Annotated in this window: 25 protein-coding genes; 18 read left to right on the top strand and 7 right to left on the bottom strand. The window is 44.8% G+C overall.

Translation table 11 applies throughout. The annotated features are described in order from the left end of the window. The first annotated feature begins 183 nt into the window (after positions 1-183). Complete coding sequence (locus tag HP548_RS13820) at positions 184-2,283, top strand: TerD family protein (RefSeq protein WP_175382000.1); 2,100 nt, start codon at positions 184-186, stop codon at positions 2,281-2,283. Positions 2,284-2,389: 106 nt separating this feature from the next. On the opposite strand, the gene HP548_RS13815 is transcribed toward HP548_RS13820, so the two are convergent. After that, positions 2,390-3,121 (bottom strand): glycosyltransferase family 2 protein, encoded by a 732-nt coding sequence (locus tag HP548_RS13815; protein ID WP_175381999.1) that lies wholly within the window; start codon positions 3,119-3,121, stop codon positions 2,390-2,392. After that, entirely contained in the window at positions 3,121-3,858 is a 738-nt protein-coding gene (locus HP548_RS13810) for a glycosyltransferase family 2 protein (RefSeq protein ID WP_175381998.1), read from the bottom strand. Before HP548_RS13810 ends, HP548_RS13815 begins: the two co-directional genes overlap by 1 nt. Before the next feature lie 168 nt (positions 3,859-4,026). On the opposite strand from HP548_RS13810, the gene HP548_RS13805 reads away from it, so the two are divergent. After that, positions 4,027-4,650 (top strand): hypothetical protein, encoded by a 624-nt coding sequence (locus HP548_RS13805; RefSeq protein WP_175381997.1) that lies wholly within the window; start codon positions 4,027-4,029, stop codon positions 4,648-4,650. A gap of 148 nt (positions 4,651-4,798) precedes the next feature. Beyond that, positions 4,799-5,764, top strand: coding sequence for an SMI1/KNR4 family protein (locus HP548_RS13800; protein ID WP_175381996.1), 966 nt, complete (start codon positions 4,799-4,801; stop codon positions 5,762-5,764). A gap of 139 nt (positions 5,765-5,903) precedes the next feature. Here HP548_RS13800 and HP548_RS13795 read toward each other — a convergent pair whose 3' ends face one another. Continuing rightward, positions 5,904-6,263: a winged helix-turn-helix transcriptional regulator gene (locus tag HP548_RS13795; protein ID WP_076287241.1), complete on the bottom strand. Its 360-nt coding sequence runs from the start codon at positions 6,261-6,263 to the stop codon at positions 5,904-5,906. Positions 6,264-6,405: 142 nt separating this feature from the next. On the opposite strand from HP548_RS13795, the gene HP548_RS13790 reads away from it, so the two are divergent. From HP548_RS13790 to HP548_RS13765, 6 genes are all read left to right on the top strand, one after another. Then, positions 6,406-6,759: a DoxX family protein gene (locus HP548_RS13790; protein WP_175381995.1), complete on the top strand. Its 354-nt coding sequence runs from the start codon at positions 6,406-6,408 to the stop codon at positions 6,757-6,759. A gap of 454 nt (positions 6,760-7,213) precedes the next feature. Continuing rightward, the gene (locus HP548_RS13785) at positions 7,214-8,839 is read left to right on the top strand and encodes a rhamnogalacturonan lyase B N-terminal domain-containing protein (protein ID WP_175381994.1); all 1,626 of its coding nucleotides are present in this window, start codon (positions 7,214-7,216) and stop codon (positions 8,837-8,839) included. Between the two features lie 512 nt (positions 8,840-9,351). Beyond that, positions 9,352-10,167, top strand: a complete 816-nt coding sequence (locus tag HP548_RS13780; RefSeq protein WP_175381993.1) for an SDR family NAD(P)-dependent oxidoreductase — start codon at positions 9,352-9,354, stop codon at positions 10,165-10,167. Positions 10,168-10,207: 40 nt separating this feature from the next. Next, complete coding sequence (locus HP548_RS13775; RefSeq protein WP_076287245.1) at positions 10,208-10,942, top strand: SDR family NAD(P)-dependent oxidoreductase; 735 nt, start codon at positions 10,208-10,210, stop codon at positions 10,940-10,942. 67 nt (positions 10,943-11,009) lie between these two features. Further along, on the top strand, positions 11,010-11,429 hold the full coding sequence (locus tag HP548_RS13770; protein ID WP_175381992.1) for a MarR family winged helix-turn-helix transcriptional regulator: 420 nt from the start codon (positions 11,010-11,012) through the stop codon (positions 11,427-11,429). A 31-nt stretch (positions 11,430-11,460) separates the two neighbouring features. Next, positions 11,461-11,835, top strand: a complete 375-nt coding sequence (locus tag HP548_RS13765; RefSeq protein ID WP_063565814.1) for a winged helix-turn-helix transcriptional regulator — start codon at positions 11,461-11,463, stop codon at positions 11,833-11,835. A gap of 60 nt (positions 11,836-11,895) precedes the next feature. Here HP548_RS13765 and HP548_RS13760 read toward each other — a convergent pair whose 3' ends face one another. Together HP548_RS13760 and HP548_RS13755 are read right to left on the bottom strand one after the other, a co-directional pair. Continuing rightward, positions 11,896-12,966, bottom strand: a complete 1,071-nt coding sequence (locus HP548_RS13760) for an SDR family oxidoreductase (protein WP_175381991.1) — start codon at positions 12,964-12,966, stop codon at positions 11,896-11,898. 251 nt (positions 12,967-13,217) lie between these two features. After that, complete coding sequence (locus HP548_RS13755; RefSeq protein WP_079697042.1) at positions 13,218-13,715, bottom strand: DinB family protein; 498 nt, start codon at positions 13,713-13,715, stop codon at positions 13,218-13,220. 171 nt (positions 13,716-13,886) lie between these two features. On the opposite strand from HP548_RS13755, the gene HP548_RS13750 reads away from it, so the two are divergent. Next, positions 13,887-15,209: an ATP-binding protein gene (locus tag HP548_RS13750; protein WP_246318055.1), complete on the top strand. Its 1,323-nt coding sequence runs from the start codon at positions 13,887-13,889 to the stop codon at positions 15,207-15,209. 37 nt (positions 15,210-15,246) lie between these two features. Here HP548_RS13750 and HP548_RS13745 read toward each other — a convergent pair whose 3' ends face one another. After that, on the bottom strand, positions 15,247-16,005 hold the full coding sequence (locus HP548_RS13745) for an MBL fold metallo-hydrolase (protein WP_175381990.1): 759 nt from the start codon (positions 16,003-16,005) through the stop codon (positions 15,247-15,249). Between the two features lie 205 nt (positions 16,006-16,210). On the opposite strand from HP548_RS13745, the gene HP548_RS13740 reads away from it, so the two are divergent. The 4 genes from HP548_RS13740 to HP548_RS13725 are packed head-to-tail and all read left to right on the top strand — an operon-like array spanning position 16,211 to position 18,912. Beyond that, on the top strand, positions 16,211-16,807 hold the full coding sequence (locus HP548_RS13740; protein WP_076287251.1) for a TetR/AcrR family transcriptional regulator: 597 nt from the start codon (positions 16,211-16,213) through the stop codon (positions 16,805-16,807). A gap of 25 nt (positions 16,808-16,832) precedes the next feature. After that, the gene (locus HP548_RS13735) at positions 16,833-17,201 is read left to right on the top strand and encodes a DUF4180 domain-containing protein (RefSeq protein ID WP_175381989.1); all 369 of its coding nucleotides are present in this window, start codon (positions 16,833-16,835) and stop codon (positions 17,199-17,201) included. A 55-nt stretch (positions 17,202-17,256) separates the two neighbouring features. Beyond that, positions 17,257-17,739, top strand: a complete 483-nt coding sequence (locus HP548_RS13730) for an SRPBCC family protein (RefSeq protein ID WP_175381988.1) — start codon at positions 17,257-17,259, stop codon at positions 17,737-17,739. Between the two features lie 48 nt (positions 17,740-17,787). Then, complete coding sequence (locus tag HP548_RS13725) at positions 17,788-18,912, top strand: GDSL-type esterase/lipase family protein (protein ID WP_175381987.1); 1,125 nt, start codon at positions 17,788-17,790, stop codon at positions 18,910-18,912. 112 nt (positions 18,913-19,024) lie between these two features. Here the strand turns inward: HP548_RS13725 and HP548_RS13720 are convergent, their stop codons facing one another. Next, complete coding sequence (locus HP548_RS13720) at positions 19,025-19,558, bottom strand: dihydrofolate reductase family protein (RefSeq protein WP_217504702.1); 534 nt, start codon at positions 19,556-19,558, stop codon at positions 19,025-19,027. Positions 19,559-19,632: 74 nt separating this feature from the next. On the opposite strand from HP548_RS13720, the gene HP548_RS13715 reads away from it, so the two are divergent. The 4 genes from HP548_RS13715 (at position 19,633) to HP548_RS13700 (ending at position 22,575) form a co-directional block, all read left to right on the top strand. Next, entirely contained in the window at positions 19,633-20,532 is a 900-nt protein-coding gene (locus HP548_RS13715; protein ID WP_175381986.1) for a helix-turn-helix transcriptional regulator, read from the top strand. A 271-nt stretch (positions 20,533-20,803) separates the two neighbouring features. Further along, positions 20,804-21,070 carry a CD3324 family protein gene (locus HP548_RS13710; protein WP_099857844.1) on the top strand — a complete coding sequence of 89 codons (267 nt, stop codon included), beginning with the start codon at positions 20,804-20,806 and terminating at the stop codon, positions 21,068-21,070. Between the two features lie 157 nt (positions 21,071-21,227). Further along, on the top strand, positions 21,228-21,773 hold the full coding sequence (locus HP548_RS13705) for a GNAT family N-acetyltransferase (protein ID WP_175381985.1): 546 nt from the start codon (positions 21,228-21,230) through the stop codon (positions 21,771-21,773). Positions 21,774-22,017: 244 nt separating this feature from the next. After that, complete coding sequence (locus HP548_RS13700) at positions 22,018-22,575, top strand: class I SAM-dependent methyltransferase (protein ID WP_175381984.1); 558 nt, start codon at positions 22,018-22,020, stop codon at positions 22,573-22,575. Positions 22,576-22,588 lie beyond the last annotated feature (13 nt).

Raw genomic sequence — 22,588 nt, 5'->3', positions numbered from 1 at the left:
ACAAGCTTCGGACCTTTGGCCTTCAGGCTATGGCGATCCTTCCTTCTAACTTCATTGGCGAACTTAGGGTCGCCGCTTTCCTGAAGATCTCAATTCAGAGAGGAGGCGTCCAGGCTATCATATTCCTTCCTTCTACAGCAGACCACCAATTGTAGGGATATGGCTTTCCTGGACTCTTTTATCATGAACAACACAATCTATTTGCGCAGAGCGAACAAACTCATAATCGAGCAAGAACAAGGGGAGAAACAGCTGCCGAAGGTTTATTTGGCGACTGCCCTTAAAAATATAGAAACGCTTGGATACACATTCTCGGATGAATTGATGCAGGCCGTGCGAACATTATCCAAGGAACAGTTTGAAGCATTTGTTGCCCAGGTTGTGGCTGATCTGAGAATCATGGTCGGTGCACATGTGGACTACAAACCGATGTACCCTGGATTCCCGGCGCAGGTGATGGAGGAAGATGAGGTGGAACTCTACCTGAATGCTATCCTTCATTATCTGACCTTGGTATATCCGAATCATGAACCTGTGGAAAGAGTACCTTTACTGGATAAAATAAATCTAAAAGTCATTGACCTTGGAGACAAGGCAGACTTTCAGACGCTCATCCGCCAACTGATCGAAGCCAACGGCTCCATCTCGGAGACAGACAAAGCAGATATCGATACTGTGCTGGAACTTGCGGAACCGGATGAAGTGGATGCGCTGTTGCCGGCCGAGATTCCTTTCAAGGAAAATGTGGGGTTTGTAGTAGCTTCCTTATTAAAGTATGAAAAGGCTAATATCGACCGAATCGGCCCGTATTTCAGAACGGCAACGGATGTGCTTCGTCTTGCTGTGGCCTGGTCGGATGGTGATGTCAGCCTGGCTCTGGCTTCGCCTTTTCGCAAATTCAAGCGGCGTGAGAGACGCCTGTTGCTCGGTTTGCTGGAGCAATGCGGTTCAATTACGGAAGACATGCTTCGATATAAGGATCGCTGGATTCGTCTGGGCGAAATTCTGCATCCATCTGAATATAAGCTGCGGTACCCGCGATGCGAGGAAGCTTTTGATATTTTGCGTAATAACAAGTCGTTTACGACCTTTAACGGGAGTGTGGAGCTTGCCTTCCAATACCAGAATGTGTGGAGTTTGATTGAGCTGCTGAAGCAGCGCCCTGGTGAATTTGCGAGAAGATTGGATCACTTGTTGCGCTCTACCACGGATAAGGAGTATGTATTGCTGGCGTTCGGAGAAATTCTGGAGCACGTATCGACCCCGGTTTTGTTGCAGGTGAGGGAGCATTTTGCCCGGCGTAATGAACCGCAGGATCTGCGTGTATTTTTTCCGAAAGGCAATGTAGCGAAGGCTTTCGCCATTCCGAATCAGCTTCCCGAGATGGACGATGACACTTGTCGTGCCGTCGTGCAGATGTGTGAGCAGGCGCTGGTGCAGCGTTTCGCCGCCCTTCCTTCGCTTGGAAAGACGTATGTTGATCCACAGCTCCATGATTATCTGGTTCCCTTTTCCCAAAGATCGGCGAGCAAGGCCCTTCATACGATTGTTCGGGGAAGCCGGGTGCCGATGGCCGAGGGAGATACGATTCGTTTCTTCAACTGGTGGAAGGAAGGCACCGTGAATGGTCAAGCAACGGGGCGTGTAGATATCGATCTGTCTGCGGTGATGTACGATGAGAACTGGAACTATGTGGAGCATATTTCCTATACGAATCTGCGTTCATCCAACTACAAGGCCGTTCACAGCGGGGATATCGTGACAGCGCCTCATGGTGCGAGTGAGTTCATTGACCTGCATATTCCGTCGATTGTTGATTATGGTGGGCGTTATGTGGTGGCGAGTCTGCTTTCCTTTACGAGTCATCCATATTGCGATTTGCCGGAATGCTTTGTGGGCTGGATGATGCGTAAGAAGCCGGGTTCTGGCGAGATCTTCGAGCCGTCCACGGTGGCAAACAAGATTGATATCACGGCAGATACACAGATTGCCATTCCCGTCATTATGGATCTAGTGGAGCGTACGGTCATTTGGACGGATCTGGCACTGACTAGGCACCCGGAATATTACAATAATGTCGAGGGTAATCAAAAAGGGATGGTCCTGATGGGCAAAGCACTGACCACGCTACGCAAACCAGATCTCTACGACTTGTTCACGCTTCATGCCAAGGCTAGAGGTGAACTGGTGGATACGTTGGATCAGGCCGATACAATCTATTCGGTGGAGCAAGGAATTACCCCGTTTGATATCGAGCAGATTATGGCTGAATATTTGGCTTAAGTACATCACATATGAATACCGGGATCGAGAAAAGAGAAGAGCAGCGAAATGCTGCTCTTTTTTTGATATTCAACCTGCCGTTAACAGAATCATCGATCTGTAATTGCTAAATAAAGTTATCGGGTTGGCATATAAATTTTCTTGGGTTTCTCACTTTCAGCACTTTAACATTTCTTGTTAAAAGCTCTTTATCGCTTACGATCCACGTATGATCTTTGGAGTTCCTCCTGCGAATCGCAAGGAAATGGGATGAACCTCCTGAATAAATTTTATAGCCCTTTGCCAGGCTGTCCGAACAAAACGTCACGCATTCCCCTCGATTTTGGTCGGGAAAGCCAACCTCGCTTATTACATGTCGTTTTACGAGCAGGGTCGCTCCTTGAATCAGGGGAACATATTGATTCGCCTTGGTAGGGTAACGTAGCAGAAGGAGTTTTTTGCTGCTCAAGTACATGTAGTGGGCTCGTTTCCCTACAATATCTGCTCTGGTCTTTCCCAGGGTATGCACGCTATCTGTTAAATAGAGAGGAGCATAATAATCATCGTCATCAAACTTAGCGATGAGATTGAAATTAGATAATGAAGCTCCATAATTTAGGCAATGTCCAAGCGATACTTGTTCCGGCAGAGAAACTACCCTTACATTTATATATTGTTTTGCCGCCTGGATATATTCGTTTACACGCAGATTATTATTATTTAATATGATGATAAGCTCTTTGATCTTGTAATTCTGTCTGCTGTAGTTACGAAAAAGGTTGCCCATGCATTGTCGCCGTTTGGTACAAACAATGATAGAAACTCCATTCAAATCAAGAGAACGGTCTGGGTTCACCATTATAATAAGCCCTTTGGCTTTTTCTGCACATATTTCTTGTAATTCGTAACAGAAGGTATTTTTCGGCTCTGAGAGATCAGTTCTTTATCGCTAATGATCCATGTATGGTTGGATGAGTTTCTCCTGCGGATCGCGACAAAGTTATTTTTTCCAGCAGAATAAACGCGGTATCCTTTTCGTTTGCTTCTAATGCAAAAAAGATCATCCTCACCGACGCTTTGATTTGGGAAAGGCACTTTGTTTATCACCTTGCGTTTAAAAACTAGCGTTGCGCCAGGGATTAGAGTCACAGGTCGATGTTCATCTTGTGGAAAACGAAGAATAAACGTCTTTGACCCACGTAAATACATATAATGAGACCGCTTGCCAATGACATCGGCTTTGGTTCTTTGAAAGGTCAGCAAACTTTCCGTCAAATAATAGGGAGCGTAGTAATCATCATCATCAAACTTGGCAATATAGTTGTATTTCGTTTTCTTGATCGCGTAATTAAGACAGGCACCTAGGGAGATACGTTCCGGAAGACGATATACGTGTACGTTTGGGAACTTTTTCGCTAGACTGAGATAAGGCTTGAGGGGGATGTTATTGTTGTTGATAATAATGATAAGTTCTTTCTTGGCGTGGATCTGTCGGCTGTAGTTCTTAAATAGGTTTCTTATATAGCTTTGGCGTTTCGTGCAGGCAATAATAGAAACTCCCTGCTTTTTGATAGAGCTTTTTGGCATGACTCCCATGTGGACCGCTCCCCTTATCCGTTATGTTCAAAACTATCTCTCTTCAAAATATGTGGACAGCAAATAAGAGGAACGGCATATCTACAAAATGGAGAATTCGCACATAAGGCTCTCTTCAACTAATAGTGGTGAAATAGGAGACTCCATTTTACAATTGGTGGTGAGAGAATGGAACGATTAAAGAACAGTGGATTTTATAAACTGAAATTTTTCATTACGCCTGAAGAGCTCAAAAGCCTGCTAGCCCTTTTCGAGCAGAAACAGGTTCAATTTATCAGACCCAATCATGCGCAGACCAAGTATGATTATGATCAGGTATATGAAACGTATAGCCGATTTTATCAATCTTTTACTGCTACGAAGGAAGAGAACAGAGAGGAGATTCCCCCTCATTTCGTATATTCGCTCTTGAGTAAGCTGGATCAGGGGAAGTCTGGATTTTTCTTGAAAAACGAGGGTGTCAGCTTCCCGTATCTTGGACAATGGGCGGAGGATGAATTGCCGTCTATCGTGCTATCGTTTCCTAAAGGGGTCCAAATGGATTTGGAAGATGAGATTGGGAAATATTATATATACGAGGATATTCGGGAGCATCGGCCGTTAACGTATGGGTTATATCATGAAGTAGCAAATGAAATAAAAAAAATAGCCAAATTGCTGCGGTTTTCCGTACCTGCACCAGAAGGTTTACACGAGCAAAAGACTTCTGTTCGGGTTAGCAAAGAAGCTATGAATGATATGAGGGAGTCTTGGATTTTCAATAAATATTCGCTTGTTATGAATACCAAATAGGTTACAGCAAGGTAGGCGTAAATTATCGATATCTATCATTCGATCACTTCACGATGATTATTGTTCGCAGCTCGATGAAGCTGCGTTTTTTTTATTCATAATTTATTGATATAATTTCTACAACGAATAAGACAGGGAGGCAAGGTCAATGAATGATGAACTCTTGGAACGGCTAGAGGCTTGGCATGAACAGGATGAGTATGAAGAGATTATAGATGCGATTACAGAGGTTCCGGAAGAGGATCGGAATTATATTCTGGTCAACCATCTGGGTAGAGCGTTGAATAATATGGAGCGTTACCAGGAGGCGGTGGAGCAATTCCTGTCGGTTGAAGAAGAGGGACAAAATGACCCGCTTTGGCATTACCGCATTGGTCTGGCGTATTATTATTTGGAGCAATATGAGAACGCGCGTGAAGCTTTCGAAGCAGCGGACCGATTAGAGCCGGGAGATGAGGATACACAGGAGTTCCTGGAATGGATTCGGAATAAAACAGCAGACGAGCTCACAGAAGAAGCGGTAGAGGTGCCTGTGGATACAGTCCATTCAATCACTGAAACCACCATCGAAGCTGCACCTGGTATCCACCCCGAATCGACGAGCTTCTGGAATGACAGTCCAGCAAACGTCGATCAATATGTGTTGTCCCCTCCTACCGATGAGCAAATTGAAGCAGTGGAGGATCAATTGGTGTTCAAGCTGCCGACATTCTATGTGAACATGATGAAACTACATAATGGTGGTGTGCCCCACTATCGTTATTTTCCGGTTAGTCAGGCGGAGAGTGATGGGAAGATTCAAGTTGAAATTTCCAATATCCTGGGTGTTGGACGGGAAAAGGCACATTCACTGTGTGGAGAAGCGGGCAGTCGAGCGATCATAGAAAAAGGGGGTTATCCTGAGATTGGTGTCATTCTATGTGAGTGTTCTTCCAATTCAGAGGTCGTGATGCTGGATTATCGTGAATCCGGCAATGCCGGCGAGCCCGAGGTTGTCCATGTGAATAAAGCAGAAGGCTACAAGATCACTTGGCTTGCGCCCAATGTTGAGACCTTTATTCAAGGTTTGGTGAATGAGGGAAATCAACCTGCAAACCTTGAGGGTTCACTGTAAGAAGGTGATAGCTTCCTGTGATATAAAATATTGAAGAGGCTGCATCCGTAACAAAGGGTGCAGCTTTTTCAGTTAAAACCTCTCATTCATGCTGTAGAAGAAGAACGTAATGTTAATGGTGAGATCACCGGTGTATTGTTTAGCTGCGTTCAGGTAGCTCAGTCGTCAGATCTTCCCCATAAAGCTCGTTCAAATGATCGATGTGACCCTCGCCCCAATCATTCATGGCCTGTAATAAAGGGGTCATTCGTTGACCGTACTCCGTGATGGAGTACTCTACTTTGGGAGGAATCTGCTGATAGACCTCACGATGGACGATGTCGTGGTACTCCAATTCCCTTAATTGTTGGGTGAGCATTTTCTTGGTAATGTCAGGGATGGCCCTCTGAAGCTCGCTAAATCTCATGGTGCCATTGGCGAAAAGCCGAAGTAAGATCACCGGTTTCCATTTTCCAACAAGAATGTCCAACGCCGTTTCAAACTTGCAGTAAGTACTCATATGATGCCCTCAACTCCTTTATTTATCTAAGGTTTCTTTTTGTATACTATGTTTAGTTTAAGTGCCTACTTCCAAATAGTTACCCCATAAAATATTATATGCCTAGGTGTTGATCATATACAAGAAGAGGGGCTTACGAGTTATGAATATGGCGTTATGGATTGTTCAAGGTATATTGGGTTTAGGATTTATTTTCTCGGGATGGATGAAGGCGTTCCAGTATGAACAGGCAAAGAAATCGTGGCCTTGGGCAAGCGAAGTTTCGAGAGGGTTAGTATTTTTTATCGGGATCTTGGAACTAGTTGGGGTCATTGGACTTATTGTTCCTCAAGCAACAGATATCGCCCCTGGATTGACGCCACTGGCGGCCATTGGTCTTGCTGTCGTTGTACTGTTAGGAGCCATATTCCACATTGCCCGTAAGGAGTATAAGCAAATTGGCGTGAATATCGTGTTCCTGGCGTTAGCCGTGTTCGTAGCGATAGGCCGCTTCTAAGTTCTAAGATCACGATAGGGACAATGAACAAATATTTTGGATAACGGGAAGTAGAGGCGAGGCGATTGATTTCCGGTAGGGTTACGGAGAGCGGTCGCTATTTTTTATCTGGATAAGATACAAAAAAACAGAGAGAGATTACGGCAGGCTGATAGCTATTTTCATTGCCATGGCATGTAATATAATGGTATTATTTTAATGATATTACCAGTAATTTGGATCTATATTATTTCTATATAGGAGGTGGTGGTATAAGAGACTGATATGGAAGAAAGTTGACCCGGTTGATATGCCGCATGCAGCAAGAATACCGAGATGAGACATAGGCTCGTTTGTCATACATTATAATGTAAGCGCTTTACTTTTAATTCAGCTATCACATATACGATATTTAAATCTGATTTTGGCTCATTACGAAAACGTTAAAAAAACTATTCCAGGGAGGGATTAGCTCGTGAGCAGACGTTTAATGAAGAAGGCATTCAGTTCGTTTCTATTACTGGTGATGATGGCAGCAGCGGTATTATATCCAACATCCACCGGACACGCGGCCACCATCTATGTTACGGATAACGGGTCGAGGATTGAAGTGAACACAGGAGCAGGGCTGGTATACACGGTGAATAAAACCAATGGAGATATCATATCTGCCAAAATGAACGGAACGGAGCTGAACGGCTCCAGCAAGGCGTCCCATATCGGCTCTGGTTTGGGCTCAGCCAATGTAACCTGGAACACATCTCCTTCGGGATCAACTGTATTGATCACCGTATCAACCAGCACGCTTACCCACTATTATGCGTCACGGGGCGGTGAGAACATTATCTATATGGCCACGTATGTCACAGCAGAACCGTCTGTGGGTGAATTACGCTATATTTTCAGGGGCAACGGCAGCGTATTAACAGGAGTTCCGGCCAATTCGAATAATCGGAATAACACCGGCGGGATTGAGAGCCAGGACGTTTTTGGTTACGCTAACGGACAGAGTACATCGAAGTATTACGGCAATGATCAAGCTAAGGATCTGACCATTCGAGGCGTTACGGGTAGCGGTGTGGGTGTGTTCATGGCCTATGGCGACCGAGAGAAAAGTTCGGGAGGTCCGTTCTTCCGTGATATTCAGTTCCAGAGCGGTGGAGATACGGAGGTCTACAATTACATGAATTCAGGACATGCCCAGACTGAAAATTGGCGCATGGGTCTGCATGGGCCGTATGCCTTGATTTTCACCACCGGTGCAACGCCAAGCGTACCTGATTTTAGCTGGATGTCGGGTCTGAACCTGACAGGTTGGGTATCCAGCCGAGGTAATGTCGTGCTTAATGGGCTCTCTGGCATGGATACGGGTTATGCGTATACAGTTGGTTTTGCCAATAGCAACGCCCAATATTGGGTGAATGCCTCTTCGAGCGGGGCAGCTGCCAAATACAGCATGATTCCAGGTACATACACCATGACGGTGTATAAGGGGGAACTGGCCGTCTATACGGAAAGTGTGAACATCACTGGAGGATCAACGACAACGCTGAATACGCGTACGATCAACAATGACCCAAGTAAAGCATCCAGCATCTGGCGCATTGGGAATTGGGATGGTACACCGTCAGAGTTTCTAAACGGCCAGACGATTCCAATCCGTCATCCTTCCGATAGCCGTAATCCAAGTTGGGGCCCCGTCAGTTATGCGACTGGCAGTGCAACCAACAAGTTTCCAGCGATTCAATTCCGCGGCCAAAACTCACCGACAACCGTTACCTTTAGCTTGAACTCTTCCCAAGCGGCATCTTCGCATGTTCTTAACATCGGTATTACGGCAGCATACAACAATGGAAGACCGAGCGTAACGATTAACGGTCATACGTTAACCAATCCAGCAGCCTCATCCCAACCGAATTCGCGGAGCTTTACGATTGGGACCTATCGGGGCAACAATACAACCTTTTCCTGGAATATCCCGGCATCCTATTTCGTTAATGGGTCCAACACGATAACCATTACGCCAATCAGCGGATCCAGCGACTTGGGCAATTGGTTAAGTGCTGGGTGGGTGTATGACTGTGTTGAATTGTTGAATTAATTTAGTCGGGGTGCTGAGGGAGGTTTATCTGCATACGTTCATATATATTAAATAAAGCCGGTGACTATATGTCTGGCATCAAACATTGTTCAGGAATATTGCACGTAGTGAATATTCTAGCTCTGATTCTTTGCTTGACGGCCTGCCGATTCTGGTAACGCGACATATGCTCAGTGGTACGTTCAGACACCAGATGATACGGTGGGCAAGCCTTACCCTTACTCTGGGATGGAGAATGAAAAGTGACATTATCAAAATTTTCAGAAAACTTGGATCAATTTATTGATTAAGAGACTTGATGCTATACAGCCCTCAAATCCATGAGGGCTGTATTTATATAACACTTCGCTTGTTTCGCTAAAGGCATCCAAAATAAGGATACAGGGCCGTATGCGTTGCAGAAAGACCATTCCTCTGCTATTATTTAGACATCTAATATTTAGTCATCTAAATAACTGAATAATAGAGCTGCTATTTATTTTCGGTTTCTTTATGAAAGGAGCTTGAGAACCATGTTGAGAATGAAAGACAAAGTAGCCCTTGTAACTGGAGGTGCTTCTGGAATAGGATTGTCCGCAGCCCAATTGATGGCGAGAGAAGGAGCGAAAGTCGTTATTGCTGATTTCAATGTCAATGGGGCAAAAGAAGCGGCAGCGAACATTCAAGCTGAAGGCGGAGATGCAGTAGCCGTTTTTGTTGATGCGGGAGACGAATTTTCTATTAAGGAAGCTGTGGAATTTACGGTGCAACAATATGGTAAACTCACGAGTCTGTTCAACAACGTTGGCCTGACCAACCTGAAGAAGGATTTGGACGTGGTTAACGTGGATCTGGACGAGTGGGATCGGCTGATGAACGTGAATCTGAAAAGCGTGTTGCTCGGCTGTAGATTCGCCATCCCTCATATGATTGAAGCGGGTGAGGGTTCCATCATTAATACGGCCTCCATGGCTGGCTTTACAGGCGATGCGGTTCGGGTTGCTTACGGTGCCTCAAAAGCAGGAGTAGTGAATCTAACAAGGTATATTGCCACCCAATATGGCAAGCATAACATTCGTTGCAATGCTGTCGCACCTGGATTGATCTTGACCCCGGCAGCCCAGAATAACATGCCTCCAGATGTATTGGATATGTTCGCAAAATATAACGCACTGCCTTATCACGGGGAACCCGATGATATTGGATACACCGTCGTATTCCTGGCCTCAGATGAGTCCAAATTCATTACCGGTCAGACCATCCAGGTTGAGGGCGGCCATTATATTGCCAACCCAACCGTTCCGGATTTTGAACAGTTTATGAAATCACACAATACGCCTAGCAACTAAAGCAGCGTCGTATAAATAAATTACGTTAGGAGCGTTTCATATGGGAAGATTAGACAATAAAGTAGCTATTATTACTGGTGGAGCATCAGGAATTGGTGAAGGCATGGTGGATCTCTTTGCAAAGGAAGGCGCCATCGTTATTGCTGCAGACATTAATGAGGAAGCACTGGAGAAAGCAAGCCAAAAAGAGAATGTGTATGGAATGAAGTTGAATGTTTCCTCGGATGAAGATTGGGAGATATTAGCGAAAGTAGTTAACGAACGTTTTGGTAAAATTGATATTCTGGTCAACAATGCAGGTATTTCTTCAGAGAAGCCGTTTGAGGAAATCAATGCGCAGGATTGGCAGAAAATGCTCTCCATTAATGGCTTTGGCCCATTTGCTGGCATGAAACATGTAGCTCCTTATATGGCAGCACAAAAGAAAGGTTCCATCGTCAATATCTCTTCATACACCGCATTGATTGGACAAGGCTTTAACCACTATTCGGCATCCAAAGGGGCAGTGCGCGCCTTATCCAAAGCAGCGGCGACAACCTTTGGTCGTCAAGGTGTTCGGGTGAATGCTCTCTTCCCTGGGATCATCGAAACACCAATGACTCAAGCCTTGAACACGTCGAAGGAATTGCTTGATCGACTCGTTCAGGCAACGCCTTTGCAACGTCTGGGGCAGGCTATCGATATTGCCAACGCTGCATTGTTCCTGGCATCGGATGATTCTTCGTACATTACAGGATCTGAGCTGGTTATCGATGGTGGATACTCAGCCCAATAGCGTGTAAAATGATGACAGCCCTTAAGTAAAATGAGGGCTGTTGTTTTATTTTTGCGAGGAGGATCACATGGAAGAACAGAACATTTTTGAGCTCATACACAACATGGACAATTTCACCAATAAATTGATTATACAGTGGAACAAATCGTTTAATGAGGACCTCGGCGTCTCTCATGTGCTGGTACTCAGTCATCTCAATCAAAATGGAAAAAGCCGACCTTCAGATATTGCTAAACTATTGGGCCTTACCCCACCTACACTCAGTTATTTAGCTGATAAGTTGGTTGCCAAGAAATTAGCCGTCAGGATTATAGATGAAGCTGACCGCCGCATTATATATTTGAACATTACCGATAAAGGGATCGAAGTCCTCGAAAGAGCAATATTGGAGGGGCAGAAGCTGCGTAAAAATTTATTCCAGAAACTGACCCAAGAGGATCGAGCACAATTAGTTAATATTTTTGAGAAGATGAATCGGGATGATTGAAGAATAGCCTGGAAGGGAGACAGAGGGTGATATGGAGGAACCGCTCAAAGTATATAACACCGCAGTTGAAGCTTTTCTTGAAGTGATCGGGGGAAAGTGGAAGCCCGTTATTCTATTCCATCTTACCTTTGGCAAGAAACGTAATGGTGAGCTGATGAAGCTGATCCCTGCAATCACCCAGAAAGTGTTGACTCAGCAACTTGGTGAACTAACGGAGGCGGGGGTCATTGTCCGTATTTCCCATCACCAGGTCCCGCCTAAAGTGGAGTATGAATTAACAGAGTATGGGTGGAGTCTTAAAGAGATTCTTCATCTGATGTGTAGGTGGGGCGATATACACGTGGAGAATGTTTATGGTGATCGAGGAAAAATTCTGTTTAAGCCGCCAACTACTACGGACCGTTGAGGAACTTATATAAGCCGATTCTGGAATTCACGAATCGGCTTATTATGCATTTTATTTACTTTACGGAAGGATCTTGCGCTCACGTAGATTTCTGAAAATATCCATAAACATAGCCTCAGTGTCAATAAAATCATGAAATCCGAAGCGGCGAGCTTTGGAACCATCTGCGAAGAAGTCATAATCCCACGAGAAGACAAAGTCACCAAATACCCAGGAAGAGACATCATCATAAGGGGTGTTTACCATACCATACTTTTCAATCATGGAATTCCAAAGCACCTCTTTATCTGCCATAACGGTTGCAAGCGAGAGAGGCAGGGGTGGCGCCGTTTCCAGTTCGAAAAATGCAGCAATTTTGGGCCAAAGTTCATTCCAGCGAAACAGATCGCCGTTGGTGATATTAAACGCCTGATTAGCACAGCGTGGATCGGTTGCCGCCCAGACAGTCGCACGAGCGAGCAGTGATGCATCGGTCATTTCAAGTAGGGAGTGGTAAGCTCCGGGTTTTCCGGGAAAACGAAGTGGCAAGCCAAGCTCCTTGGAGATTGACGCATACACCCCAATAACCATGGCGAGGTTCATTGGATTACCCAGAGCAAATCCACATACAACGGATGGACGCAGAGCAGACCAGGTCCAACTGCTTCCAGATTGCCGTTCCTCGAGAAACTGCTGCTGGTCGATATTGAATTCAGGGGGCATATGATATGCATCCGTTTCCCTGGCAGGTGTTTTAAATGGGCCCAGATGTGCACCGTACACCTTATAACCTTGCATTAGACTGATATGTTGGAGATTGGGGGCGATCGGTTCAATGGTATTCACGACATTGACGAGCATGTCGAGATTGGGCTGGACCAATTCGGCCCAGGTCGGGCGATCCTGATACGCGGCGTAGAAAATATGCGTAACGGTCGTTAAATGACTCAGTTTGTCTTGTGTGTCTGCTTCGTTCAGTAAATCAGCTGATATATAACGTAACTTGGTGGCATCTTCTCCTCCGCGGCGAGATACACCAATGATATCCCATTGCGGAAGTGTCATCAGATAATCGATGAGGTTTCTTCCAATGACACCTCCAGCACCAATGACAAGCGCGGTGTAACGGGTAACCAATTGTTCGGTTTTCAATGGACATGCTCCTCTCTTCTTCTGTTCATATTGTGGGTCAGAAAAAGAAGGATGAGAAGTACGCACCTCAAAGTCATATACGTACTTTGAAGTAATATATGAGCCTGGAGCAGGATATGAGCGTTATAATCTGCACTTCAATGGATGTCACTTGCCTATAACCACAAGAAGCTGTAAAAGGAACAATCGTCCTTTCACAGCTTAGATGTATGTGTCTGTAAATTCGTCCAATTGATCGGATGTAAATAGGGTTACGCTGGGAAACCGCCTCCTGGTGGTGGCCATGCCCCGTAGAAGCGACGCAGCAGCACAATCTCGCCCAGATGGTACGAGTTATGAGATGCGATGTTGCGCAAAAGTCCGGCTTTGGTTTCGCCTGGGAAATACGGCAGAGAATCATCCAACTGCACCGTTTCGGCAATCGTTACTGCTCGATCTACCCCGTCCAGGAAGGCCTGAATATCTGCCTCCCACGCTGCTTCATCCTGAGGACCCGTATCTTCTGGCCAACTCTCCATCACATTCGCTGGAAGCTGCGGCTTTCTTCCTTCCAAATGCTCCAACATAAATTGTTGCCAGTAATGCATATGTTTCACCAATTGATAGATACTGTATGGCATATGTTCGTGTTTGCGACTAGCTAGTTCTACGCTAATGTCCGGTAGAGCGCGTGCAATACGAATATGTCCGCGTTCTCCGACTAGTGATTTGACTAGGGCTTGTCCGAACAGTTGATTGGTTTCCGACATGTGAAATCATCCTCTCTTTGTTCATCTGGTTGAGCTTAATGGATGTGTAATTAATAGTATACAATTAAATTTTGCAAAATCAAAATGTGTAACTATTTTCAGCCACAGGATTTCTAAAGGATTCTTCATATGTTAGTATTTTTACTTAATCGGATGTATGGTGGGTGGAATATGATGCGCAATTGGGTTCGTAATGAAAATGTGCAAATGACTGCAGTTGCTTTTGCGACTGCTGTGGGGGCGCTTTTTAAAATAAATCCTTTTCGGGAGGATTACTTCCGGATTGGTCTGGGTGTAAGTATACTTTTATTTTTGCTGATGCTTATGCCGCATCTGCCTTATGTAAAGACAGGGATTTTGGCGGGGATTGCGAATTTCATTTTTCAATCGGCTGATTTACTGAATCATGTGAATTCGATCTCGGTCATCGAAAGCATGCAGGATAATCTCGGTGCAGGAATGTATTATGTCGTGTTCACCTATGGCCTCAGCAAACTCAAGAACAGATTCCATGAGATACCGCCTCTTGTGCTGGGTGGATTGATTACGTGCATTGATTTTTCCTCTAATCTCGTGGAGCTATTCATTCGTGGTGTGTTGAGTGGGACAAATATCTTTTATATGAAAGAATGGCTTTATCTGCTGGTGCTCGGTGGTTTGCGAAGCTACTTTATCATCGGGCTGTATAACAGCTTTGCGGTGAGGCAGATGCGATTGCTACATGCTGAACAGGAGAAGCGGATGGAGCAGATGCTGAGCGTTAACTCTGGTCTGTACGGTGAAGTCTTTTATCTGAAAAAAGCCATGAATACAATTGAAGGCATTGCCGTAGACAGCTACGACCTTTATCGTGATCTCAGAGAGCAGGAATTGAACCATTATAGCCAGCGAACGCTCGGCATTGCTCAACAGATTCATGAGGTCAAAAAGGACTCCCAACGTATCCTTGCAGGTCTGTTGAAATTGTACGATAGCGAAAAATCAGTGAATATGAGCCTTTCCGAGGTACTGAACTTTGCAACCAAAGGAAATCGGAAATATAGTGAAATGCTGAACAAAAAGATTGAGATTCATATCGACCAGCAATATGATTGCGACTCCCCTTACTATATTCCTCTCTTAACTGTAATGAATAATCTGATCGCCAATGCCGTGGAAGCCATTGAGAACGACGGAACAATTCGGATTCGAGTATTGGAAGAGGGAGCGGATGTGCAATTTGTGGTTATCGATTCTGGAAAAGGTGTACCCGAGGCGAAGCGAGAAGTGATCTTCGAACCGGGTTATACAACCAAATTCAATGAAGTGGGCATTGCAGCAACCGGAATTGGCCTGTCCCATGTACGTGATATCGTTCAGTCTCTGGAAGGCCGAATTAGCGTGAAATCAGCGCCGCAAGGCGATAGGGGCTCCGCGTTTGTCGTATCGATTCCGAAAGCTAATCTTGTTAAGGAAGATGGTGCAGACGATGCTTTCTATCCAGATCGTGGGTGATGAATATAGGGTGTTATTTTGTGGCAGTCTTTATATTTCAAAAGTAAATGTATTCCCCGTCCTCAGGAATCACGACTGAATCTAATAACTGCTGCTGTTCTATGTACTGTAATAGATCCTTTCTTGATGAAGTACAATGTCGGATGGCATCCATATGTACAGCGACAACTTTGGTGGAGGGTGAAGTCTTCAGGATTGTACCGATATCCTCGGGTATCATTGTAATGACGGAACCAAATAACAATTGAGCATTTGGTGCATTGACGATGCATATCCGGGGTTTGTGCTGCTCAAATACTTGCTTAATCTGATCTGTAAGGACACAATCACCCACAATATACAACGATCCGTCGTCAGGTGTATTCAGGATAAACCCGGATACGGGGCCAAGCAGTTTGGAGATGTTTCCTTTTGCGTGCTGACCACGAATTCTTGTAAAATCTATCCCCTCCCAGTGTTTGAACTGCTCGATAGGGAATACATTCTCGAACCCCCACGATAAAATGCGTTGTTGATCTTCCGGCTGACAAAGTACAGGCATCTTTTTGTTGAGTATTTTCTTTGCCGTTTTGTCAAAGTGGTCAACATGTAAATGTGTAACGAGTATCGCATCAATGTGTTTGAAAGTTTCTAGTGGCACAGATAATGGGACGGTTGGGTTTCTACGAACGTGACGTGTAAAGGGGATAGGCGGAAGTTCTCCCGTATCACTTAACATTGGATCGAGTAGAATCGTTTTTCCTTGTATGGTGATCAGGGAGGTAGCATGGCGGATATGCTGAATGGTTAGCGTCATGGCGAATATTCTCCTTAGATGGAACGTGTATTTGTTTAATAATACCGACCGGTCTGTTTTAAAATAACATAAACTACGCTCCTCATGCAATATCCTTGAATTTCAGTTTTCATGTACAGCATACGTATGAATACATGCTTGTATTAGGCCATAGGCGTATGATATTTTAAGACCAATCGGTATGAATGGAAAAGGAGGGAGCATTGTGCGCAAAGGCCAAATCACCAAAGAACATATTATTCGTGAGTCGGCAGCACTTTTCAACACGAAGGGATATACCGGTGCCTCCCTGTCTGAAATTATAGAACGTTGCGGCGTTCGCAAGGGCGGGATTTATAATCATTTTGAAAGTAAAGATGAGATAGCACTGGCTGCTTTTGATTACTCGGTATCACAGATGCTGCAATTCCACTCACAGGCTCTTGAAGGCGTCACAAGTTCCAAAGACAAACTACTCGCCATATGCGGTGTTTATATTGATATGATGGAAAACAATACGCTGGAAGGGGGATGCCCCCTACTAAATACTGCGGTTGAAAGTGATGATGCACACCCTTTGCTGAAAGAAAGGGCACAGCATGCCATGACCAATCTGCTGAATGAGCTGACACAGGTCCTTATTCAGGGTACGGAGCAAAAGGAATTCAGAACAGATATTGCACTAGAGGAAGTGAGCAGCAACATCATCGCCATTATTGAGGGAGGCGTTATGTTAAGCAAGCTTTATGAAGATAGCAAGTATATCCGGCATGCCGTACTTCATATCACTCAATTTATGGATGACCGAATATTAATCCAATAATTTAATAGGAGAAAGGTGGATTAAAATGAATATAATCATTGATCAACAGGGCCGCTCCAAGGTCGCTATCGTCGAAAGCAATGACATCGTTATTAACAATGTTCAAGACGCTCTCGATCTGATGGCCTCAGTGAACTATACAGATGACGCACATAAAATCTTGATTGATAAATCCAACCTCACCGAAGATTTCTTCGAACTGAAGACCAAACTTGCAGGTGATATTTTGCAGAAATATGTGAATTACCAGGTTAAACTTGCCATAGTCGGAGATTTTGAAGGATACAACAGCAAAAGTCTCAGAGACTTCATCTATGAGTGCAACCATGGCAAGCATGTTTTCTTTTTGAAAAACAAAGAGGAAGCGCTTAAGGCTTTGCATAATATCGATTAATTCCACATGCAGAGCGGCAAGTCATCGATTAATTCCTTATGGAGGAGGTACTATTATGATTGCAAATTTGAAGCGAGTACCGAATGGCACCCTGGCTTGTTTTGAACGTCATTGGAAGCACGCTGCGGAGGATGTATGGTCCTTTTTGACGGAAAACGAAAAGCTTGCAAAATGGTTCTCCGAACTCGAAGTAACGGATCTTCGGGAAGGTGGAAGCATCAAGTTTAATATGCCGGATGGCACCTTTATGGAACTCAACATTATCGAGCTTATCCCTGGCTCTGTTCTCGAATATACTTGGGCAGAAGACCGGGTTCGATTTGAGCTGTATCCAGAGCCGAATGGGTGTCGTCTGCTACTGATCGAAACCATTCATCACATCACAAGCCATACACCTAAGGATCTAGCGGGGTGGCATGTCTGTCTGAACGTCATTGAGGCATTACTGGATGGCAGTACCTTGGAATCTCGTGAAGCAGAATGGAAAATCTGGTACGGGAAGTACCAGAAGCATGTAGACCATTTTCTCAAAATCTAGTCATATGAGACCGCCCTTTGGGCGATAATCATACGGGAGGAATACATCGTGAAGGCTAATGAGAAATTACAGACGTACGCGTTATCTGATGTCAGCAATCTTAAAGTACATGGCAGAACGACAGGACAACGGTCGCCCCTAACCTTGTTTTGGACTGGAAGTGCGGTTGAACTTAATGTAAAAGGCTCTGAGTTGTGGGTGGAATTCGAATCTGATTATGACCTGTATGAACCTTGGATCAGCATTCTGATTAACGGTGTCCCGGTGAGCAGACAGATGTTAACGGCGGGAAGGTATTGGATCTGCGTATTCCGAGGAATGAACGAGAATGTGGTGAAAAATGTACGCATCGTCAAAGATGTACAGGCCATGAATGGAGATCCGGGCTGTTCCTTGCAGATTAATGCAGTGAAGTCCGATGGTGTCTTCGTGCCTGTTGAGAAGAGACCGTACAAGATTGAATTTATCGGCGACAGTATTACATCCGGAGAAGGCGCAATTGGAGCCAAAGCGGAAGAAGATTGGATTCCGATGTGGTTCAGCGCCATACATAATTATACGGCCATGACAGCAGAAACGCTGAATGCAGAATACCGCGTCATCTCACAGAGCGGCTGGGGTGTGCTGACGAGTTGGGATAACAATCCGAATGCAAATATCCCTGCTTATTACGAGCAAATCTGTGGATTGGTGACCGGAGATAAGAACGCAGCGCTTGGGGCAGGGGACAAGCATGATTTTAACGCCTGGCAGCCAGATGTAGTGGTGATTAACCTGGGAAGCAATGATGGAGGAGCTTTTCAAACCCCGGCATGGAAGGACCCCGCTACCGGAAAGGTGTACAAGCAACGCCTTAACGCAGACGGGACTTACCATGAAGAGGATCTTGCTGTTTTTGAGAATGCTGCGACCCGATTCCTAATTCAACTTCGAAAAAACAATCCTGAGGCGCATCTCGTATGGGCATACGGCATGCTTGGGTTCCCGATGATGCCAGCGATTTATCGTGCTGTTGACGCTTATACGAAACAGGCTGGAGATACGAAAGTCTCGGTGATACAGCTTCCCAATACGAACGAGGAGACGGTAGGCGCCAGAAGCCATCCGGGTGAGTTATCTCATCGAAGAACTGCTGATGCGTTAGCGGAATATCTAAAGGAAATTTTAAAATAAATTTTAATTTACATTTGAAATCGGAAGAGCCAGACCTCTCTTAGTTAGAGAGGCCTGGCTCTTCTTTTAGTACACCTTATACATCGAAAGGGATGTGTTAACTACGCTAAAGTTACTTCCCTTGTACCTGATAGCGGATCGAAATGATCTGCCCCAGCGTGTACGTATGAATCATTTTGAAATGAGTTGGTACCGTTCCTATTGGAAAGAGGGGAATTCCTTCACCCAGAACCTTCGGAATAATGGCAATCTCAACCTCATCGAGCAAGTGTTGTTCCAGAACGGCTTGCACCAGCTGGCCTCCGCCAACAATCCAAATGTCACCGCTGGAGTCCTGCTTCAACCGAGGAATCAGGTTCTCTACAGCTTCGTCCGTAAATTGTACGTGTGGAGCAGGGGCTTGTTGGGAACGGGAAAGTACATATGTCGGGCGATCCGCATAGGGGAAATCCTCTGACAGCTTGAGCACCTCTTCATACGTAAGACGTCCCATAACCACCGATCCAATCGTTGAATAGAACTCGCCATACCCGTTATCGCCACCATCACCTTCCACATCGAACAGCCAATCCACCGAACCATCCGGTCTTGCAATGTATCCATCCAGACTCATCGCAATATATAGCACAACTTTATTGTTAGACATATCAATCGCTCCCTTCTGAAATGTATGATACACTCCAACTATGACAAAAGTTGACGTAGTTAGGTGGGGTGAATATGAATAATCGAAAACTCGCATTAATGCGACTCATGGATTCGAGAAAGAAGTTTACGGCTCGTGAATTGGCGGAGCGTTTTCAGGTGTCGATCCGTACGATCCAGCGAGATCTGAATGATCTGCAGGAGTTGGGCTTTCCTTTGTATACGGAGGTTGGAGTGAACGGGGGTTATCGAGTGCTTCCTAATCGGATTTTGCCACCTCTTCAACTCACACAGCATGAGGCGTTGGGTTTGTTTATGATGATTGAATATTTGGAGAACGTCCCGGATTTTCCGTATGGATCGATTCGTGAGCATCTCGCCGAGGAATATTATTCAACTTTACCTCAGGATGTACAGGATCTGATTACACGGATGAGGCAGCACATTACGTTCCTTCAACATCATGCTGTGCAGGTCGAGGCACTAACAACAGAGATATTAAGCGCGGCAGTAGATAAAAGAGAGATCGAATTTATATATCATTCCCGGCAGGGACATAAAAAAGTACAGGCTTTCCCCATAGGCATCTATTACGATCACGGGTATTGGTATATGCCAGCCCGGAGGAAGGATCGGGTGCTGTTGTATCGAGTGGATCGAATGCAGGAGCTGGTTATGCTGGATTCTATCGACGAGTCGGTTCCTAGTTTGAAAGAGTGGCTGAATTATAAGGAAAACAGAAAAAGCGTAGAAGTCGTACTACAATTCACGGATTTTGGGGCGAGAATGGCAGGATCAGATGTTCTGTTCAAGTCGGTTGAAGGGAATGAGTGGAGAGGACTTGTCCCTCCTGAGGAGTTTCCTTTTACAGCGCGGAAGCTGCTCTCCTACGGACCAGAAGTGAAGGTGATTGAGCCGCTGGAGCTGCAACAACAAGTGAGAGAGATGCTGGAGCGGAGTTTGAACCAGTACTGAATGTTGTAAAGGATATTGTGTTCTCATATGGAACATATAAGAGTACCATGAAAGTAACTAATATAGGATTCACCGAATGGGGGGCTACCATGATTCAATTCATAAGAAGTTTCACGATCCGCTCTATGCAGAGTCCATGCGATGAACAACGGCGGTTGTTTGTATAGAGCTTGAAATCTATTTCCGCCACACCACTATAATGCGTATAACAAGTGTTCATCGGTTGACTCTGCTGCCTTAAAGATCTTAACTTTTAAGGAGCGGAGCAAATATGAAATATATTAACGCAGACACGATCTTTCCGGAATCATTGCTAAAGGAGATCCAGCGCCACATTCCTGGTGGATTGGTGTATATCCCTAAACCGAAGGAAACCCATCAAAAGTGGGGCGAGAGTTCGGGCAGTCGGATGATTTTGAAGCAAAGAAACGATGAGATTCGCCAGCTATTCGCTGCGGGCATGTCCATCGACCAACTCATAGAAAAATATTGTTTGTCCATCGACAGCATTAAGAAAATTGTATATTCCAAAAAGTGATTTAAGGGTTAGAGCTGCATTCGAGATATCGAATGTGGCTTTTTGTGTAGGGATTAGTTTAAATGGTTTGCTGCCTATATTGTGCGAAAGGAGACCAATACAATGAGTTTATAGAACTGTTACTAACAAAACATTACGTTATCTGTGGGGGAACAACATGAAAATTGAAGTACAGTTAGCGCATAACCATGAGGCATATATCATCAAAAACATGTATCCTCTATACCTTCATGATTTATCCGGACATTATGGGCTGAAAACAGAACACACTCCGAATCAACATGGGATTTTCGAAATGGGTGATGATTATAAAACGTTGCAAGATCAATATGATGTCCAGAACATATGGTGGGAAAAACCGAATGTCCTCTATGCATTTTTGATTAGAGTAGATGGCGTACCAGCAGGTTTCATATTTGTTGCTACTGCGCCGCATTGTTCGGCAGACACGGATTTCTTTGTACATGAATTCTTTCTAATGCAGCCATTCAGAGGTGTGGGGATTGCAGAGCACGCTGCAAAAGAGGTATTCCAGAGGTATCGGGGCCGGTGGGAGTTGTTCACGAATCCTTCGGAGAAAAATAAAGTAGGTCAACACTTTTGGCGAAAAACTGTATCGAACTATACCCAGGGAAACTATGTGGAGCTTCAGGACCAAACGCATGATGGAGAAAAGTTGATCTTCAGATTTTCAAACCGTTAATCTTTATTTTAGATAATATATTTGATTATATCTAAGGGCCTAAAAAGTAATCTGGTAGGCTCTTTTTTTGTTTGTGGATATTTCTACGCTTTTAACCAGCAGCATTCGCAAGGTTTGTCCTTCCGGAATATGATATAGCATGCCAAGGTCGCAAATCTTCATTATTCTTCTTAGTTTCATCGACTGCTTCTTCAGATTTGAATTCTATACGGATCTCAGAAATCAACTTAGGGGGTCGGACAGCATGGAGTGGTTATCCTTTTTGAAGCAATACATCCAGGGTCCCCGATGGATTGGGGCCATTGCCCCCAGCTCAAAATATCTAGCAGCTAAAATGGTGAAAGACATCGCATTTGACCGTGCATCATGCATTGTGGAGTATGGGCCAGGCACGGGGGTATTTACGGAAATGCTGCTTGCGAACATGCAGCCAGGGACGGTTCTGATCCTGATTGAAAACAACGCCCGCTTCTGCCAGTTGCTTCGCAAAAAGTACGGTCATCTTCCGAATGTACACATCATTCACGATTCTGCCGTGCATGTCGATCAGCACATACAACAATATGGACTGGATAAGGTTGATTACATTGTATCCGGACTGCCTTTTGCGAGTCTGCCTGCGGAGGTATCACTGGACATTTTATCTAAATCAAGGCAATATTTGAAACAAGATGGCAAGTTCATTACTTTTCAGTACACGTTACTTAAACGGGGATTACTCAAGCAATTTTTCGAAAACGTAAGCATGACAAGGGTGTACCGTAACCTGCCGCCTGCTTATGTATTCAGCTGTAGTCAATAACAAGAACGCACAG

It is taken from the genome of Paenibacillus taichungensis (assembly GCF_013359905.1).
GTDB lineage: Bacteria > Bacillota > Bacilli > Paenibacillales > Paenibacillaceae > Paenibacillus > Paenibacillus taichungensis.
The sequence above is the reverse complement of the archived record's forward strand: the minus strand, read 5'-3'. Positions and strand labels throughout refer to the sequence as shown.

Bases quoted from the DNA above. Each gene is read 5' to 3' on its own strand.
- HP548_RS13820 (WP_175382000.1), top strand. From the start codon at position 184: ATGAACAACACAATCTATTTGCGCAGAGCGAACAAACTCATAATCGAG.
- HP548_RS13815 (WP_175381999.1), bottom strand. From the start codon at position 3,121: ATGGTGAACCCAGACCGTTCTCTTGATTTGAATGGAGTTTCTATCATT.
- HP548_RS13810 (WP_175381998.1), bottom strand. From the start codon at position 3,858: ATGGGAGTCATGCCAAAAAGCTCTATCAAAAAGCAGGGAGTTTCTATT.
- HP548_RS13805 (WP_175381997.1), top strand. From the start codon at position 4,027: ATGGAACGATTAAAGAACAGTGGATTTTATAAACTGAAATTTTTCATT.
- HP548_RS13800 (WP_175381996.1), top strand. From the start codon at position 4,799: ATGAATGATGAACTCTTGGAACGGCTAGAGGCTTGGCATGAACAGGAT.
- HP548_RS13795 (WP_076287241.1), bottom strand. From the start codon at position 6,263: ATGAGTACTTACTGCAAGTTTGAAACGGCGTTGGACATTCTTGTTGGA.
- HP548_RS13790 (WP_175381995.1), top strand. From the start codon at position 6,406: ATGAATATGGCGTTATGGATTGTTCAAGGTATATTGGGTTTAGGATTT.
- HP548_RS13780 (WP_175381993.1), top strand. From the start codon at position 9,352: ATGTTGAGAATGAAAGACAAAGTAGCCCTTGTAACTGGAGGTGCTTCT.
- HP548_RS13775 (WP_076287245.1), top strand. From the start codon at position 10,208: ATGGGAAGATTAGACAATAAAGTAGCTATTATTACTGGTGGAGCATCA.
- HP548_RS13770 (WP_175381992.1), top strand. From the start codon at position 11,010: ATGGAAGAACAGAACATTTTTGAGCTCATACACAACATGGACAATTTC.
- HP548_RS13765 (WP_063565814.1), top strand. From the start codon at position 11,461: ATGGAGGAACCGCTCAAAGTATATAACACCGCAGTTGAAGCTTTTCTT.
- HP548_RS13755 (WP_079697042.1), bottom strand. From the start codon at position 13,715: ATGTCGGAAACCAATCAACTGTTCGGACAAGCCCTAGTCAAATCACTA.
- HP548_RS13750 (WP_246318055.1), top strand. From the start codon at position 13,887: ATGATGCGCAATTGGGTTCGTAATGAAAATGTGCAAATGACTGCAGTT.
- HP548_RS13745 (WP_175381990.1), bottom strand. From the start codon at position 16,005: ATGACGCTAACCATTCAGCATATCCGCCATGCTACCTCCCTGATCACC.
- HP548_RS13735 (WP_175381989.1), top strand. From the start codon at position 16,833: ATGAATATAATCATTGATCAACAGGGCCGCTCCAAGGTCGCTATCGTC.
- HP548_RS13730 (WP_175381988.1), top strand. From the start codon at position 17,257: ATGATTGCAAATTTGAAGCGAGTACCGAATGGCACCCTGGCTTGTTTT.
- HP548_RS13720 (WP_217504702.1), bottom strand. From the start codon at position 19,558: ATGTCTAACAATAAAGTTGTGCTATATATTGCGATGAGTCTGGATGGA.
- HP548_RS13715 (WP_175381986.1), top strand. From the start codon at position 19,633: ATGAATAATCGAAAACTCGCATTAATGCGACTCATGGATTCGAGAAAG.
- HP548_RS13710 (WP_099857844.1), top strand. From the start codon at position 20,804: ATGAAATATATTAACGCAGACACGATCTTTCCGGAATCATTGCTAAAG.
- HP548_RS13705 (WP_175381985.1), top strand. From the start codon at position 21,228: ATGAAAATTGAAGTACAGTTAGCGCATAACCATGAGGCATATATCATC.
- HP548_RS13700 (WP_175381984.1), top strand. From the start codon at position 22,018: ATGGAGTGGTTATCCTTTTTGAAGCAATACATCCAGGGTCCCCGATGG.